This window comes from Streptomyces sp. TRM68416 (genome assembly GCF_014596915.1).
Lineage (GTDB): Bacteria > Actinomycetota > Actinomycetes > Streptomycetales > Streptomycetaceae > Streptomyces.
On record NZ_JACVWU010000015.1, the window covers coordinates 34,086 to 50,816 of the forward strand.

Here is a 16,731-nt window from a genome sequence, read left to right on the forward strand (position 1 = left end):
AGTCATGGTGTGACACGTGTCATGCCAGGGTCAATCAGCGGGAAGGGGGTTTCTTGACGAAAATTCAGTTCAGCCGTTCAGCGCAGTGCCGGCTCGTCCAGCGTCAACGTGCCCGCCTCCGCGTCCAGTTCGGCCGCCACGCCGAAGGGGATGGTCAGCGCCCCTTCGCAGTGCCCGAACCCGAACTCCTCCGCCATCGGCACGCCGAGCCCGCCGAGCCGGTCCAGGAGCAGCGTGCGCACCCGGTCGTAGGAATCGCAGTCCTGCCACGAGCCGAGCAGCACCCCGCGTATGCCGTCGAGCCAGCCGGAGCGCAGCAGTTGGGTGAGGTAGCGGTCCAGGCGGTACGTCTCCTCCCCCACGTCCTCCAGGCACAGCAGCCCGCTCGCCGCGGACGGACGGGCGTACGGGGTGCCCAACTCGGCGGCGAGCAGGCACAGACAGCCGCCCAGGGTGACCCCGCGGGCGCGGCCGGGCACCAGGGCGCGGCCGCCGGAGGTGATCGTCCGGACGCTCTCGGGTGCGAAGAGGGTGGCCTTCAGATGCTCCTGGGCCCGCGCGTTCTTGAGGAAGTCGATGCCCGCGGCCATCGGGCCGTGCAGGGTGGCCAGGCCCAGCCGGCGCGCGAACGCCTCGTGCAGCGCGGTGATGTCGCTGAAGCCCACGAAGACCTTCGGTCCGGCCGCGCGCATCGCCTCCCAGTCGAGGAGGTCGGCCATCCGCTGCACGCCGTAGCCGCCGCGGGCGCAGATCACCGCGTCGACGGACGGGTCGCACCAGGCGTGCTGGAGGTCGGCGGCCCGGTCGGCGTCGGTCCCGGCGAGGTAGTCGAACGCGGTGTGCCGGTCCAGCACGTGGGGGGCCACGACCGGGTCGAGGTCCCAGCCGCGCAGCACGTCGAGACCGGCCTGGAGCCGCTCCTCCGGCACGGGGCCGCTGGGCGCGACGACAGCGACGCGGGCGCCGGGGGCGAGCCGGTGCGGACGGGCGAGTTGCCTCACTTGGCGAGCTCCAGGGTCGGGATGCCGGGCGGGTTGAGCCCGAACACCTGAGCATAGAGCGACAGCTCGGACTCCAGCGCGCGCACCATCGTCTCGGCCCGCCGGAAGCCGTGCCCCTCCCCCTCGAAGGCGATGTACGCGTGCGGTACCCGCCGCCCCGCCATGCGGGCCAGGAACCGCTCGCACTGGGCGGGCGGGCAGACCACGTCGTCCAGGCCCTGGAGCAGCAGGAACGGCGCGGTGACCCGGTCGGCGTGCTCGCTCGGCGACCGCTCCGCGTACCGCGCGGGCACCTCGGCGCGCGGCCCGACCAGGGTCTCCAGGTACTGCGACTCGAAGTCGTGGGTCTCGCCGTCCGCCCAGGCGGCGAGGTCCAGGACGGGGTAGATGATCGTGCCGCAGGCGTAGACGTCGGTGGTGGCGAGCGAGGCGGCCGCGGTCCAGCCGCCCGCGCTGCCGCCGCGCACGGCGAGCCGGTCGCGGTCGGCGGTGCCCTCCTCGGCGAGGGCCAGCGCCACGGCCGCGCAGTCCTCCACGTCGACCACGCCCCACTGTTCGCGCAGCCGGTTGCGGTACGCGCGGCCGTATCCGGTGGAGCCGCCGTAGTTGACCTCGGCGACGCCGATGCCCCGTGAGGTGAAGTAGGCGATCGTCAGGTCCAGCACCAGGGGCGCGCGCCCGGTGGGGCCGCCGTGCGCCCAGACGACGTAGGGCGCGGGGTGGTCGCCGGGGGCGACGCAGCGGGGGTGGTGGGGCGGGTAGACGTGCGCGTGGATCTCGCGTCCGTCCGGTCCGCCGAAGGTGCGGATCTGCGGCTCGGGGTAGTAGGCGGGGTCCACCGGGTCGTCGTGCCCGGCGCCGATCACGCGGGCCCGGCCGGTCCGGGTGTCCAGCTCGACCACCTCGTGGGCGCTGCGCGGGCTGGCCCCGACGCCCACCACCCGCTCGCCGTGCACCGCGAGGGTGGGCTCGAACTCGGTCCAGGGTCCGGCCGCGTCGACGACCTCGCCGGTCTCGGGGTCCAGTATGCCGAGCGCGGTGGCGCCGCGGCCGTGCACGACGGCCACGAGACCGCTGTCCAGCGGCGCGAACCAGCGGTGGCCGAGCTTCCACAGCGGCCCGCCGAACTCCTCCTCGCGCGGGCACAGCGGTTCCCCGTCGCGGTAGAGGTTCCACCAGCCGGTGCGGTCGCTCGCGTACAGCAGGGAGCCGTCGGGCGCCCAGTCGGCCTGGGCGACCGACTCCTCGGGGCCGCCGGCCACGGTCCGCCCGCCGGACAGCACGTCCCCGACGTCCGCGACGACCAGCTCGGTGCCGTCCCACGGCATGCGCGGATGGTCCCAGGCGAGCCAGGCGGCGCGCCGCCCGTCGGGCGACAGCCGGGGCCCGGTGAGGAACCGCCGGGAGTCGTCGGTGAGTTCGCGTACGGCCTCCCGGTCCTGCGCGGCCGACCCGTCCAGCGGTACGGCGGCCAGGACGCGCCGCACGTCGGTGGGGCCGTCGCCGGTGAACTCCTCCAGCACGCACCACACTTCACCGCGGTCCAGGACCAACTGCGGGTCGGCCCAGCGCAGTCCGCCGCCCACCGGGGAGACAGGGGTGAGGGGGCGCGGTTCGGCGCCGGGGGTGAACCGGTACAGCCGCTGGTCGGCGAAGTGCGCGAACACCACGAGCGGTTCGCCGTCCACGACGGCTCCCGCCCAGGGGTGTCCGCCGTACTCGATGACCCGGCTGCGCACGTTCCAGGGGGCGTCCAGCACCGACTCGGCGATGCCTTCGGCGCCCCGCCGGACCAGGGTGCGCCGGCCGCCCTCGGTGGGCCGTGGCTCGGTCCACCACACCTCCGCGCCCACGAACCCCAGGTACTCGGGGTGCCCGTCGTGCGCGGCGGCGAGCGCGGCGTCGATGGGCGAGGGCCAGGAACCGTACGGCAGTGTCTGCACGTTCTCCCCCAACTTGCCTAGGCCGTCCGCAGGAACCGGTCCAGGACCCGTACGCCGAAGTGGAGCGCCTCGACGGGGACCCGTTCGTCGACGCCGTGGAACAGGGCCTGGTAGTCGAAGCCCTCCGGCAGCTTCAGCGGTGCGAATCCGTACCCGGTGATGCCGAGGCGCGAGAACTGCTTGGCGTCCGTGCCGCCGGACATGCAGTACGGCACGACATGCCCCTCCGGCGCGAACTCCTCGACGGCGGCCCGCATCCGCGCGAACGTCGGCGAGTCGACCGGCGCCTGGAGGGCCACCTCGTGATGGTCGAACTCCCACTCCACGTCAGGTCCGGTGAGCCGGTCAAGGGTCGTGCGGAACTCGTCCTCGCCGCCCGGCAGATAGCGGCCGTCGACATACGCCACGGCCTCGCCCGGGATCACGTTCACCTTGTAACCGGCGTCCAGCATGGTCGGGTTGGCGCTGTTGCGGACGGTCGCCTCGACCAGCCTGGCGGCCGGGCCGAGCTTCTCCAGCGTCGCGTCCACGTCGTCGAGGTCGGCCTCGAAGCCGTACAGGGCGGCGAGTTCGGTCAGGGCCGCCCGTACGGTCGGGGTCAGCCGCAGCGGCCACTCGTGGGCGCCGATCCGGGCGACGGCGGCGGCGAGCCGGGTCACCGCGTTGTCCCGGTTGACCTTGGAGCCGTGTCCGGCCCGCCCGCGCGCGGTGAGCTTCAGCCAGCCGGTGCCCCGCTCCCCGGCGGCGACGGGGTAGATCTGCCGACCGGTGCCGTCGTGGAAGGTGAAGGCCCCGGACTCGCTGACGCCCTCGGTGCAGCCCTCGAACAGGTCGGCGTGCCGGTCGGCGAGGAACCCGGAGCCGTCCTCGGCGCTGGCCTCCTCGTCGGCCGTGAACGCGATCACCACATCGCGCCGGGGCCGCACGCCCTGGCGGGCCCAGGCGCGTACCACGGCGAGGATCATCGCGTCCATGTTCTTCATGTCGACGGCCCCGCGCCCCCAGACCACCCCGTCCCGGATCTCACCGGAGAAGGGGTGCACGCTCCAGTCGGCGGCCTCGGCGGGCACCACGTCGAGGTGACCGTGCAGGAGCAGCGCGTCCGCGGAGGGGTCGGTGCCCTCGATCCGCGCGACGACGTTGGTGCGTCCCGGGGTGCGCTCCAGGAGGGTGGGCGTCAGGCCCGCCTCGGCCAGCCGGGCGGCGGCGTACTCCGCCGCGGGCCGCTCCCGGCAGTCGCCGCCGCCGCGGTTGGTGGTGTCGATGCGGATGAGGTCCGAGGTGAAGGTGACCACCTCGTCCAACGCCTGCCGGTCAGCCATACTGTTCCTCCACCGCGGCCGCGACGATCGTGGTGACCGCCTTGAAGGTGCGGATTGCCTCGTACATGGTCCCGCTCGTGTACACCACTTTCCGCTCCCCGACGCGCTCCACTCCGGGGACGACGGTCGCGGCCATCGACAGGTGCTCGGCGTCGAACTCCACGGCGACGGTGAACGGGCCGCCGCGCACGGGTTCGTGCCGGACCGCCAGGGCGGCGGCCTCCTTGGCGGCGGCCCGGATGTCGGAGAAGGTCCGGTTCGGCGTCCGGCAGACCGCCGCGTACCGCGAGACGTGGTCCTTGACGGCGACCTTGGGCGCCTCGGGCGCGTAGCCGAGCGCGTCCTCGCAGGCCACGTCGTCGCCGGTGACGAGCACGACCGGCACTCCGTACTCGGCGACGACATGCGCGTTGAGCAGCCCCTCACTGGCCCGTACGTCGTTCAGCCAGACCCCGGTGATGGAGTTGGCGAGGTAGGTGTGGGCGAGGACGCCCTCCATGCCGGCGCCCGCGTGGTAGCCGACGAAGGCGATGCCGTCGACGTCCCCGTGCTGCACGCCCTCCACCATGGACAGCGCCTTGTGCCGCCCGGTGAGCATCTCCGCCCGCTCGTCGAGGCGTTCGAGGAGGAGGTTGCGCATGGTCCAGTGCGCCTCGTTGATGAGCACCTCGTCGGCGCCGCCGTCGTAGAAGCCCAGGACGGCGGCGTTGACGTCCGAGGTGAACATCGAACGGCAACGCTCCCACTGCGGGGTTCCGGGCAGCACGTCGGCAGGCCAGGTCACCCCCGTGGCGCCTTCCATGTCGGCGCTGATGAGGATCTTCATGACGTGTCACGTTACGCGCCACGGGCGGGCCCGGCCAGGAAGCCCCCTCAGATCGTGTGCAGCCGGTCCACCAGGATGTCGATGACCAGCGGGGTGCGGGGACCGTACCCGAGCAGCACGCCGTCCTCCAGATCGACGACGCGGCGGTCCAGGCCGGCCGGTGTCTGGCCGATGCCGGGGATCCGGACGAGGCCGTCGATGCCGCCGACGGACTCCAGACCCTTGGTCATCATGAGGATCACGTCCGGCTGCGCCTTGACGAGGGCCTCGCTGGTGATGGGCGTGAACGGCCTGTCGAACCCGGCCTCCCGGCCCGCGTCGACCGCACCCGCGGCCTCGACGAGGGAGTCGGCGCCCGAGCCCTTGCCGCCGATCAGGTAGACGGCCGCGCTGCCGCGCAGGTAGAGGAAGGCCACCTTGGGCCTGCTGCCCTCGGGCACGGCGGCGCGGGCGGCAGCGAGTTCGGTCTCCATGCGGGCGTTGAGCCTCTTGCCCGCCTCGGGCACGCCGAGGGCCTCGGCGACACGGGTGGTGCGGGTGGTGACGTCGGCGAGTTCGGTGGCGGGATCGAGGACGACGACGGGCACGCCGGCGTCCCGGATCTGCTCGACGGCCTCGCTCGGACCGGTGTCGGTGTCGGCGAGCACCACGGTCGGCTCCAGCGACAGCACGCTCTCGGCGCTCACGTCGTGCGCCTTGGTGACCTGCGGCAGGCCCTTGGCCTCCGCGAAGGTGGCGGTGATGTCACGGCCCACGACGCGGTCACCGAGGCCGAGGGTGAACACGATCTCCGCGACCCCGCCGTTGAGCGGCAGGATGCGCGAGGCGTCCCGCACGGTCACCTTCCGTCCGTCGGCGGAGTCGACGGTGACCGGCAGTTCCGGTGTGGGCGGCGCGCCCTCCAGCGGGACGAGGGTGTTCTTCGCCAACTGCTTCTCGGCCGCGGCGGCCCGCGCGCTCGCGGAGGCCGGGGAGGGGCCCGCCGCTCCCCCGGATTCGGTGGCGCCCGCGGTGCAGGCGCCCGTCAGCAGCGCCAGCACCACAGCGAGGGGGGCGAGTCTTCCGGACATTCTCATCGTGCGGCCTTCCAGTCTCCCGTTGTGCCCATGGTTGATCAGTAGCTTAGGTTAGGTTTACCTTATTAACTCGTGGTGGGGGTGTGCCGTGTTTTCACCAAGTGGCTTGCGTTGCACGGGAGTTGCCCGGAGGACCGCATGGGCGGCCCCGGTAGCCCTGGCTGTCCTCGCCCTTCCGGCGGCCTCTCCGGCGGCCGCCGCGGGCAGCTCCGCGACGGGCCCGGAGGGCCAGAAGCTCACCGTCTCGAAGGCCTCCGGCCTGGACGCGGCGGGCGAGACGGTGACCGTGTCCGGCTCGGGCTACAACACCGAGAAGGGCATCTACGTCGCCTTCTGCGTGGACAACGGCCCGGGCAGGACCCCGACGCCCTGTGTGGGCGGTGTCGACATGTCGGGCGAGTCCGGCGCGTCGGTGTGGGTCTCCTCCAACCCGCCGTCCTACGGCGAGGGCCTGGCCGAACCCTACGAGGGCAGCGGCCATCAGGGCTCGTTCCGCGTGCGGGTCAAGGTGCGCGCCAAGGACGCGAACACCGACTGCACCGCGTCCGGCGTGCAGTGCGCCGTGATCACCCGCAACGACCACACACGCGGCGGCGACCAGAGCCAGACGGTGCGCGTCCCGGTGTCCTTCGGGGGCAACGGCGGCAGTGGCGGCAGCACGGACACGGGGGGCGGCGGCACCGGGACGCCGTCGGCCGTGCCGACCTCGTCCGTGAGCACACCCGCGACCACGACCGGCTCCGGCGCGGACGACGCCGTGAGCGGCGGCCCGCTGGCCAGCACCGGTTCCGTCGCACTGCCCGTCGGGCTGACCGCCGCGGCACTGGTCGCGGCCGGCGCCTGGACGTGGGCCTGGGCGCGCAGACGCCGGGCCGACGGCACTGACGCCCGATCGACCCCGTAACTCCAAGGAGAGTTGGAGACAAGGAGAGTTGAAGATGGCGAAGAGACGCGGCGCCGCCGTGCTGGCGGGCGGCGTACTGCTCGCCCTGCTGAGCCAGGGCAGCGCGGCAGCACAGGAGACGGAGGTGTCCGGCGGGTACGTCAGCTGGACCCTGGACACGGGAGAGCTCACGCTCGGCGGCTCGACGGCGCCGGCCTGGTTCCCGGCCGCCGGCGGCTCCGCCGATCCCGAAACGGGCGCCGCCGACCTCGAGTTGGGCGGTACGGCGCAGCTCGTCCCGTCCGTCGGCACCGCGCCGCCGCTGATCCTGGCCGGCCTGCGGCTGCGGCTGGACGGCGACTCGGGCGCCCTCCACGCCCGTACGGCCGTCGAGGGGCAGGCCCGTGAACTCGCCCTGGCCGAGGTGAAACCCGGCGCGAGCGTCGTCCGGGCGGGCGGGGTGACCTGGACCGGCCTGGAGGCCTCCCTCACGGACGAGGGCGCCGAACTGCTGTCCCGGCACAGCGGATCGGCCTTCGCCGAGGGCGACGGACTGGGACGGCTGGCCGTGACCGTGGGAACGGGCGGCGAACCGGCCAGGGCGACCCCGCCACCACCACCACCGCCACCGCCACCGCCACTCGAACCCACCGCCACCGTGGCCGCCCCCGCGCTGTCCGCGGACTCGGAACAGACCGTCGTCGGCGAGGGTTTCGAGCCCGGCGAGGTGCTGCTCGTCAGCATCGACCAGGACACCCGCTACCAGGTGACGGCCGACCGGGCGGGCAGGGTCTCGCGGACGTTCCCCGTCTACGCCACCGCCGCCGCGGGTGAGCACACGGTGGAGCTCCGCGGCGTGTCCGGAGAGCGCGACGCCACCGCGCGTTTCACCGTGCATGCCCCCATGTCCCTTGAAAACAAAGGCCATTGAGCCTCGCCGTCATGCATTGACAAGCAACCCGGAATCGTATTTAGGTTTGCCTTACCTAAGTCCAATGGGTTCTGCATCGGCTTCCCCCAGAGAGGTCTCTCCCCATGAGAGTCGTTCCGTCCGCCCGCACCGCCGCCCGCACCGGCCTCGCCCTCGCCGCCTCCGCCGCCCTCACCCTGTCCCTCGCGACCTCGGCCTCCGCCGCCACCTCGACCCGCACGGTCGTGGACGGCGGCACCACCTACAACCTGTCGGTGACCGCCCCGGGCACCGCCTCCGCGGGCGGCCAGGTCATCAACGTCACCGGCTCCGGCTTCAACACCGGCCAGGGCATCTACGTCGGCCTGTGCGTGGTCGAGGGCGGCCAGGGCGCCAACAAGCCGACCCCCTGCCTGGGCGGCCAGGACGAGGACGGCTCCGCCGGTGCCTCGCACTGGGTCAACAACACCTTCGGCGGGATGTTCGCCAACAGCTCCAAGTTCGGCACCGGCGGCACCTTCAACGTGAACATCTACGTCAAGGCCGCCCTCGACGACGGCAGCGTCTGCGGCCAGGACGTCGAGTGCGCGGTCGTCACCCGCGCCGACCACTTCGACTCGGGCGACCGCAAGTACGACGTGCACGTCCCGATCGACTTCCAGTAACCACCCGGCAGGGCCGGGCCCTCCCCACCCGGGGGCCCGGCCCCTCGGTCCGGCCGGGGGCGCCGGGCGCACCCGACAAGTGAGGAACCCCGATGCATCTCAGACGCCCGGCGGCACTCGCCGGCGCCGCCGCGCTGGTGGCCGCGACCGCCGTCGTCGGCGCGTCCGCGCAGGCCGCCGACACCCCGAGGACGGCGCTCGGCAAGAACGGCCAGCGACTCACCGTCTCCGCCTCCGCCGGCCTGGACCCCGCCGGCGAGACACTCCGGGTCACCGGCTCCGGCTACGACGACACCAAGGGCATCTACGTCGCCGTCTGCAAGGACAACGGCGACAACCGCGTCCCCAGCCCCTGCCTGGGCGGCGCCGACCAGAGCGGCGACAGCGGCGCCTCGAAGTGGATCATCCCGCGGGACGCCTCCGACGAGGGCGCGGGCACCGTCGCCGAGCGGTGGGGCGAGGGCGGCACCTTCGACGTCGCGCTGAGCGTCAGGGCGAAGGACGCCGGCCTCGACTGCCTCGAAGTCGCCTGCGCGGTCGTCACCCGCGTCGACCACAACGCCGCCGGCGACCGCTCCCAGGACGTCCGCATCCCCCTCGCCTTCAAGGGCCAGGACCCGGGTGACGCAGACGGCGGCGACGGTGTGGACGTCCCGCCGGGCACCCTCAGCTATGTGCGGGCCGCCGAGTTCACCACCGCCGGCCGCCCGCTGGACCTCCTGCTGCACCCCGACTCCGGGAAGCTGTACGTCGGTTCGGAGAACGTCCCCGACACCGCGGACATCGCCGAGCAGGGTCTGTACGCCCTGGACCCGAAGGACGGCAGGCTGCTGAGCCACATCGCCCGGGCGCCCGGCCTCAACGGCGCCATGGCCGCCCGTGTGGTCCGCCGGATCGCCGCCCCGCTCCCGGGCGACGGCGTCGTCTTCCACTACCCGCTGCGCGGCATAGGCACCGCACGGGACGGCGACACGGCCGCGCAGGGCGTCTGGTTCGACGGCGCGACGTTCACCGGCATCGGCCAGGACGGCGACACCTCCACCGTCCTGGTCGCGGCGGGCGGCGAGCTGCGCCGGGTCGACTTCACCACCGGCGCCGTGCAGCGGACCGTCGCCGTGGAGGGCGGCGGCGAACTCGGCGTGGACGCCGTCCGGGGCGCCGCCTGGTCCGTGGGCACCGCCGAGGGCCGGACCGTGCTGCGCCGCGTCGACACCGCCTCCTTCGAGGTCACCGCCACGGCCGGACTCCCCGGCGACGACGTCCTCACCTTCGTCGAGCCGGACCCCGCCACCGGGAACGTCTGGGTGGGCAGCGGCACGTCCGTCCTGGTCTTCGACAAGGACGCCAAGCCCCTGACCACCCTGACGGGCGAGGACCGGCCCATGGCCGCCGCCTTCGACCGGGCCACCGGGCGCGCCTTCGTGCTGCGCGAGGACCTCGCCGACGGCGGCACGGACCACACCGGCTCCCTCCAGATCCTCGACAGCACCACCCTCGAACCGGCCGCGAACGCCGTCCCCCTGCCGGGCAGCGTCCGGGTGGGCGGCTACGCGGGTGTCGCGGTCGCCCCCGGCGGCACGTCCGTCTACGTCACCAAGGCGGCGGAGAGCAAGGTCGTCAAGTACGACCTGCGGATGTCCCCCAGGGTCACCCAGTCCCCCACCGACCGCAGCGCGGCGCCGGGCGACGAGGTCACGTTCGTCGCGGCGGCCGAGGGCACTCCGCAGCCGGCCGTGCGCTGGCAGGTCAGCCCGGACGGCGGCCAGACCTGGTCGACGGTCGAGGGCGCCACGAAGAACGCGTACGCCTTCACCGCGAAGGCGGCGCAGGACGGCTACCGGTACCGCGCCGAGTTCACCAACTCCGCCGGAACCACCCGCACTTCGCCGATCACCCTGACGGTCAGAGCGACCGGCGGCGGGGGCGACAACGGCGGCGGGGGCGGGGACACGCCCGGCGAGCCCTCCGGCTCCAGGACCGTCACCGGCCCCGAGGGCCAGAAGCTGACCGTCACCCCGGTCAACAACCTCGCCGTCCAGAACCAGACCCTCAAGGTCTCGGGCTCCGGCTACGACACCGACAAGGGCATCTACGTCGCCCTGTGCGTCGACAACGGCGAGGGCGAGCTTCCCACTCCCTGCGTCGGCGGCGTCGACATGAGCGGCGCGTCGCACTCCTCCGCGTGGATCTCCTCCGACCCGCCGGACTACGGGAAGGACCTGGCGGTCCCCTACGGCAGGAACGGCTCCTTCGAGGTGGAGCTGACCGTCGACGCCAAGGACGAGTTCACCGACTGCTTCAAGGCCATGTGCGTCCTGGCCACCCGCGCCGACCACACCCTGTCCGGGGACCGCTCGCAGGACGTCAAGGTGCCCGTGAGCTTCGTCGGACAGGACCCGGTGGAGACCGACCCCGACGACAACACCGGTGACGGCACGGGCGGTTCGGGTACGGGCGGGTCCGGCACGGGCGGCGGCACCGGCACCACCGGCGGCACGGGTACCGGAGCCACCACCGGCGGCACCGGTACCACGAACAACTCCACGGCGGGCGGCAGTCTCGCCTCCACCGGCGTCACGGTCGTCTCCGCAGCCGTGCTCGCGGCGGCTCTCACGGCCGCCGGCTGGGTCACCTACCGACGCGGACGCGCCCTCTGACGGCCGGGGTGGCGGGCCGTCACGCCGACCGGCCCGCCACCACCCAGTGCGACGGCAGCTCGATCCGGGACCCGTCGGGGCCGTACTCCGTGGTGACCAGCGGCAGTTCACCGCGGGCGACGACGCTGAGCCCGGCCGCCGCCAGGTACTCCGGGACCGCGTCGTCGCTGACCTCGCCGGGCGCGATGCCGTGCCGGAAGACGCTGGCGAGCTTCGCCGGCGGCCCCTCGGGGCGCTGCGCCAGGCCCATCAGGACGGGCTTGGCCGCCGCGGACAGCTCCACCAGGAACACCCGGCCACGGGTACCCGCGAGCGTGGCGATGCCGTCCACCAGGGCCTGCCGGGAGTCCGGCTCCACCTGGTGCAGGACGCCCCGCACATAGACGTTGGCGTCGCCCAGCTCCGCGTGCAGCGTCTGCGCCTCGTCCTTCTCCGCGCCGTCGAACACCCGGTAGGTCGCCACTCCCGCGGGGTCCGACCGGCGGGCGTGGTCGATCGCGGCGGCGGCCAGGTCGACGCCGACGACATGCGGGAACCGGTCGGCCAGGAAACGGGTCTGCGTGCCGTTGCCGCAGCCGAGGTCCACGAGCGGCAGCGCCGAGCTGGTCAAGTGCTGTTCGAACAGGGCGAGATGAAGGCCGACGGTCAGCGCCGGCTCGGCGTCCCAGAACACCGCCCCCGTTTCCTCGGGGGCCTCCCGCCAGAAGCCCTCCCAGGCCTCCCGGTACCGACTCGTCACGCTCATGCCCAACTCCCCAGGATGCGATGCCGGCCCGTCGCGAAGTGACGGGCCCGTACGGTCTATCGTGCCCCGGGCGCGGCTACAAGCACGTCGTGCGGACGTTCACTCCGCATACGATCCGGTGCACGCCGTCGTGCGCCCCTCACGCCCCTCCGGGCAGTCAGCGGCGCGGCAGCGTCAGCTCGAACCAGACGGTCTTCCCGGCGTTCGTCCGGCTGGTGCCCCACTCGCGCGCCAGCGTGCTCACCACGCGCAGACCGCGCCCGAACTCGTCTCCGGGCCCGGCGCTCAGCAGGGTCGGCAGCTCGTGGTCGTCGTCGTCCACCTCGCACAGCAGTGTGTCACCACGGACCAGACGCAGTTCGACGGGCCGAACGTGCGCATGTCGTACGGCATTGGTGACGAGCTCGCCGACGAGCAGCTCGGCGGTGTCGGCGAGGCGGGCGAGCCCCCAGTCGTGCAGTTGCTCGCGGACCACCGCACGGGCCCGGCCGACCTCGGCGGGGGCGAGGGCGAGCCGCCATTCGGCGACGTCGGCGGGCTCGACGCCGTTGAGGCGGGCCATGAGCAGGGCGACGTCGTCCTTGCGGCCGCCGCGAGTGTTGAGGGCGCGGATGATCGTGTCGCAGGCGTCGTCCATGGACGCGGCGGGATGCGCGGCGGACTCGCACAGGGTCGCCAGACCCACGCCGATGTCCTCGCCGCGCACCTCGACCAGCCCGTCGGTGCACATCACGAGCCGGTCTCCGGGCTCCACGCGTACGCGTACCGCCTCGAAGGGCACGCCGCCCACTCCTATGGGCGCGCCGGTGGGCAGGGCGAGCAGTTCGCTGCGGCCGTCCTCGGCCCGCACCAACACCGGGGGAATGTGGCCCGCGTTGGCGAGGTGCAGCTCGCCGGCGATCGGGTCGTAGACGGCGTAGAGGCAGGTCGCGAGGTAGGTGTCGCCGAGGCGCTGGGCGAGGTCGTCGAGGTTGCGCAGGAGTTGGGCGGGCGGCAGGTCCAGGGCGGCCATGGTCTGTACGGCCGTACGCAACTGGCCCATCATGGCGGCGGAGTTCAGGCCGTGGCCCATGACGTCGCCGACGACGAGGGCGGTGCGGGCGCCGGGCAGTTTCACGGAGTCGAACCAGTCGCCGCCGACGCGGCCGAGCAGGGTGCCGGGCAGATAGCGGGTGGCGATGTCACATCCGGCCATGCGCTGCGGGATGTGCGGCAGCATGCTGTCCTGGAGGGTCTCGGCGACGCTCTCCTGGAAGGTGTACATGCGCGCGTTGTCGAGCACGAGCCCGGCACGGGCGGCGAGTTCGGCGCCGGTGACGCGGTCCATGTCGTTGAAGACGGGCCGCTCGGGGTGGCGCAGCAGGATCATGAAGCCGAGCACCACATTGCGGGCCTTCAGCGGCACGACCAGCATGGAGCGGCCGGTGATCAGCGGCCGGATGTCGCGCTTCTCGAACTGCGAGGCGATGGCGTGGCCCATCTCCTCGGTGATGCGCGGCACGAGGACGGGTTCGCCGCTGGTCATGCACTGGAAGAACGGCGTGTGCGCCGGGAAGGGCATGGCCTCGCCGACCGGCACGACGTCGTCCCAGCGGCCGGGTTCGTCGGTGTGCTCGACGGCGACCCGGTGCCACATGGTGGTCGTGTCCGGCACGCCTTCGGGGAACCCCTCGCCCGCGACGACCTGTTCGCGCAGGTAGGTGCCGGCGACGTCGGTGAAGCGCGGTACGACGGCCCTGCTGACCTCGACGATGGTCCTGGCCAGGTCGAGGGAGGTGCCGATGCGCCCGCTGACCTCGTTGAGGAACTCCAGGCGCTCGCGGACGGCGGCGTACTCCAGGTCCTCGGCCTCGTCGGCGGCGTCCTGCGGCACGGGCAGCCCCTGGGCGGCGGCGCGGGCGGCCCGCTCCCGCCGCGCCCTGCGCTCGGCGCGCCGCGGCACGCCCCAGTCCGGGGTGACGGGGACCCTGGCGTTCTGGCTGAACTCCAGGACGGGGTAGCCCAGTTCGAGGATCTGCGCGACGATCCGGGCGCTCTCCCCGACGCTCATGCTGGGCAGGATCTCGGGGAGTCGGCGGGCGAGTTCCTCCGCGCCGGGGAAGTCGGTGTGCAGGGCGAAGCCGGGCGCGATCCGCTCGAAGCCCAGGTCCGTCCCGTCCGTCCCGTCCGGCCCTTCCTGGTGGTGGCGCAGCGCGCCCGCGTCGGCGGCGAGCACCAGCAGGCGCTCGCGTCCGGGGCCCACCAGGGGGTACGCCCACCACAGGACGTCGGCGCGGTCGGCGCCCGGCACGGTGAGGCGGGCGCGGCCCGCGGCGGGGAAGTTGTGCCGGCCGTCGAGGGACGACTCCAGGTCGGGCCCGAGCCCGTCGTACGCGGCGTACGCCCCGTAGGGGGTGATGTCGTCCTGCTCGGGCAGGGCCCCGGTGACGGGCAGCAGATCCACCGCGGGCCTGCCGACCGCCTCCTCCTTGGTGGCGCCGAACAGCCGCCTCGCGCCGGTGCTCCAGTGCGAGACCAGGCCCTCGCGGTCGACCACGACCACGGCCAGCGGGACGCGCCCGGCCGCGACGTGTTCCGTCGTGCCGCTCCCAGCTCCGCGGCTGGAAGGCGTCTCCCTCTCGATGCCACGGTCCATGGCCAAGACCCTCTCTCCCCACGGCTTGGCAAGATCTGTGCCGCCCTCTCCACCGTACGGCGGGATCCGGTGGTGATGTGCGGCAACCCGGTAATTGGTGACGGGGAGCGCACCGGCGCACGCACCCGGCGCGCCGGTGGTGAACCTCGGTCCTCGGGCCCCGGTCGGAGATCGCGTTCGGTACGGCCGCCGGAGAGTTCGGCCGCGCCTGCCACGCACGTTGCCGCGTCGCGCGGCAACCGCGGGCAAGCGCGACGGGTCACGGCGGACCGGCGCGTCTCACGGGGATCCACTCGATCCGGTGAGCGGGCTCAATGCCCGCCGGACGCCGGGGACTTACTTCTCGACCTCGGTGGCGAGCCGCTCCAGCAACGCGTCGTAGATCCGGGCGAGGCCCTTGGGCGCGAAGGTCCTCTCGAAGAAGCCGCCGATGCCGCCGGCGCCCTGCCAGGTGGTGGTCACGACGACCCGGGAGCTGCCCTCGCCGGCCGGGGTGACCCGCCAGGTGGTGACCATGGAGGAGTTGCGGTCCTTCTCGACGAGCTCGCCGTCGGTGGGCTCGGTGACCTCCAGGAGGCAGTCGCGCACCCGCTTGCTGGTGGCCTGGAGCTTCCAGTGGACGAGGGTGCCCTCGCCGTCGCCGCCCTCGCGCACCTCGTACTCGCTGAAGTGCTCGGGCAGCACCTTCTGGCGGGTGCCGCTGTAGTCGGCGAGGGCGTCGAACACCTTCTCCGCGTCCGCCGCGACGACCCGCTCCGTAGTGGCCTCGACCTGCGCCATTGACTTCCTCCAGGACCTCGTTGCTCGGGGATGGGGGCAAGCCAACCACCCCGGTCCCCGGCCGCCCAAATCGAGGGCGCACGATCAAGGGAACATATGTTCTATTGTTGGGGCCAGTGCTACCGAGGAGGTGTCATGCGCTGGGAGAACCTCAGCCCGCAGTCCGAGCACAGCCGGGCCGACGCCGCGCTGTTCGGCGCGGACGCGGTGACCGTCCGCACCTTCGACACGCCCGAGTTCCGCGGGATCACCTTCCACGAGATCCGGGCCCGTTCGATCGTCAACCGGGTGCCCGGAGCCTCCCGGATGCCGTTCGAATGGACGGTCAACCCCTACCGCGGCTGCTCGCACGCATGTGTGTACTGCTTTGCCCGCAAGACCCACAGCTACCTCGACCTCGACACCGGCCTCGGCTTCGACTCCCAGATCGTGGTCAAGGTGAACGCCCCGGAGCTGCTGCGCCGGCAGCTCGGCTCGCGCCGCTGGCTCGGCGAGCACATCGCGATGGGCACGAACGTCGACTGCTACCAGCGCGCGGAGGGCCGCTACCGGCTCATGCCGGGCATCATCAGCGCCCTGCGCGACCACGCGAACCCCTTCTCGATCCTGACGAAGGGCACGCTGATCCTGCGCGACCTGGACCTGTTGAAGCAGGCGGCGGAGGTGACGGACGTCGGCATCTCCGTCTCGGTCGGCTTCCTCGACCCCGGGCTGTGGCGCACGGTCGAGCCGGGCACCCCCGCCCCCGAGCGCCGCCTGGAGGTCGTCCGGGTGCTCGGCGAGCACGGCATCGGGTGCGGGGTGCTGATGGCGCCGGTGATCCCGTTCCTGAGCGACGACCCGGCCCAACTACGGGCCACCGTGCGGGCGATCGCGGCCGCGGGCGCCACCTCCGTCACCCCGCTCGTGCTGCATCTGCGCCCCGGCGCCCGCGAGTGGTTCATGGCCTGGCTGGCACAGCACCACCCACACCTGGTGCGCCGCTACGAGCGGCTGTACGCCGACGGCGCCTACGCCCCGAAGTGGTACCAGCGCCGGATCACCCGTCAGGTCCACGAACTGGCCGAGGAGTACGGCATCGGCCCCACGCGCGCGGGGACACAGCGCCGGATCCGCCCTCCCGGTCCGGAGGAGCCGATGCCGTCCGGGCCGACCCAACTCACGTTGATCTGAGTGCGCCTCACGTTGATCTGAGTGCGACTCACCTTGATCCGAGTGCGACTCACCTTGATCTGAGCGCGTTCGAGCGCATCGGACGGCCCAATCGGGTCAAGTATTGTCAGAACAC

Annotated in this window: 13 protein-coding genes and 1 pseudogene; 6 read left to right on the plus strand and 8 right to left on the minus strand. The window is 72.9% G+C overall.

Going from position 1 to position 16,731, the window contains the following annotated elements; translation table 11 throughout:
- Nucleotides 1-77 precede the first annotated feature (77 nt).
- The gene (locus ICC28_RS23495) at nt 78-1,001 is read right to left on the minus strand and encodes an LD-carboxypeptidase (RefSeq protein WP_188290665.1); all 924 of its coding nucleotides are present in this window, start codon (nt 999-1,001) and stop codon (nt 78-80) included.
- Nucleotides 998-2,908, minus strand: coding sequence for a prolyl oligopeptidase family serine peptidase (locus ICC28_RS23500; protein ID WP_411158623.1), 1,911 nt, complete (start codon nt 2,906-2,908; stop codon nt 998-1,000). The genes ICC28_RS23495 and ICC28_RS23500 overlap by 4 nt, the downstream gene beginning before the upstream one ends.
- Here ICC28_RS23500 and ICC28_RS41575 point away from each other — a divergent pair.
- Nucleotides 2,899-2,958, plus strand: a pseudogene (locus tag ICC28_RS41575) (hypothetical protein); the annotation flags it as partial. The gene ICC28_RS23500 and the pseudogene ICC28_RS41575 sit on opposite strands and share 10 nt — an antisense overlap.
- Before the next feature lie 3 nt (nt 2,959-2,961).
- Here the strand turns inward: ICC28_RS41575 and ICC28_RS23505 are convergent.
- Genes ICC28_RS23505 through ICC28_RS23515 form a run of 3 tightly spaced genes read right to left on the minus strand, consistent with a single transcriptional unit; the run spans nt 2,962 to nt 6,162 of the window.
- Nucleotides 2,962-4,266 (minus strand): M20/M25/M40 family metallo-hydrolase, encoded by a 1,305-nt coding sequence (locus tag ICC28_RS23505; protein ID WP_188290667.1) that lies wholly within the window; start codon nt 4,264-4,266, stop codon nt 2,962-2,964.
- The gene (locus ICC28_RS23510) at nt 4,259-5,092 is read right to left on the minus strand and encodes a M55 family metallopeptidase (RefSeq protein WP_188290668.1); all 834 of its coding nucleotides are present in this window, start codon (nt 5,090-5,092) and stop codon (nt 4,259-4,261) included. Before ICC28_RS23510 ends, ICC28_RS23505 begins: the two co-directional genes overlap by 8 nt.
- A 47-nt stretch (nt 5,093-5,139) precedes the next feature.
- The gene (locus tag ICC28_RS23515) at nt 5,140-6,162 is read right to left on the minus strand and encodes a hemin ABC transporter substrate-binding protein (protein WP_411158621.1); all 1,023 of its coding nucleotides are present in this window, start codon (nt 6,160-6,162) and stop codon (nt 5,140-5,142) included.
- A 112-nt stretch (nt 6,163-6,274) separates the two neighbouring features.
- On the opposite strand from ICC28_RS23515, the gene ICC28_RS23520 reads away from it, so the two are divergent.
- The 4 genes from ICC28_RS23520 (at nt 6,275) to ICC28_RS23535 (ending at nt 11,283) form a co-directional block, all read left to right on the plus strand.
- Entirely contained in the window at nt 6,275-7,072 is a 798-nt protein-coding gene (locus ICC28_RS23520; protein ID WP_223189325.1) for a hypothetical protein, read from the plus strand.
- A 34-nt stretch (nt 7,073-7,106) separates the two neighbouring features.
- Nucleotides 7,107-7,982 (plus strand): HtaA domain-containing protein, encoded by an 876-nt coding sequence (locus ICC28_RS23525; protein WP_188290671.1) that lies wholly within the window; start codon nt 7,107-7,109, stop codon nt 7,980-7,982.
- Between the two features lie 104 nt (nt 7,983-8,086).
- Nucleotides 8,087-8,626 carry a hypothetical protein gene (locus tag ICC28_RS23530; RefSeq protein WP_188290672.1) on the plus strand — a complete coding sequence of 180 codons (540 nt, stop codon included), beginning with the start codon at nt 8,087-8,089 and terminating at the stop codon, nt 8,624-8,626.
- Between the two features lie 92 nt (nt 8,627-8,718).
- A complete protein-coding gene (locus ICC28_RS23535; protein WP_188290673.1) occupies nt 8,719-11,283 on the plus strand; it encodes an immunoglobulin domain-containing protein in 2,565 nt (854 codons plus the stop codon).
- Nucleotides 11,284-11,302: 19 nt separating this feature from the next.
- On the opposite strand, the gene ICC28_RS23540 is transcribed toward ICC28_RS23535, so the two are convergent.
- The 3 genes from ICC28_RS23540 to ICC28_RS23550 all read right to left on the minus strand — a co-directional run bounded on the left by ICC28_RS23540 (nt 11,303) and on the right by ICC28_RS23550 (nt 15,443).
- Nucleotides 11,303-12,028 carry a class I SAM-dependent methyltransferase gene (locus tag ICC28_RS23540; RefSeq protein ID WP_188290674.1) on the minus strand — a complete coding sequence of 242 codons (726 nt, stop codon included), beginning with the start codon at nt 12,026-12,028 and terminating at the stop codon, nt 11,303-11,305.
- 157 nt (nt 12,029-12,185) lie between these two features.
- A complete protein-coding gene (locus ICC28_RS23545; protein ID WP_188290675.1) occupies nt 12,186-14,663 on the minus strand; it encodes a SpoIIE family protein phosphatase in 2,478 nt (825 codons plus the stop codon).
- 336 nt (nt 14,664-14,999) lie between these two features.
- Nucleotides 15,000-15,443, minus strand: coding sequence for an SRPBCC family protein (locus ICC28_RS23550; protein ID WP_188290676.1), 444 nt, complete (start codon nt 15,441-15,443; stop codon nt 15,000-15,002).
- 135 nt (nt 15,444-15,578) lie between these two features.
- On the opposite strand from ICC28_RS23550, the gene ICC28_RS23555 reads away from it, so the two are divergent.
- Nucleotides 15,579-16,616 carry an Rv2578c family radical SAM protein gene (locus ICC28_RS23555; protein WP_188290677.1) on the plus strand — a complete coding sequence of 346 codons (1,038 nt, stop codon included), beginning with the start codon at nt 15,579-15,581 and terminating at the stop codon, nt 16,614-16,616.
- The last annotated feature ends 115 nt before the right edge of the window (nt 16,617-16,731 follow it).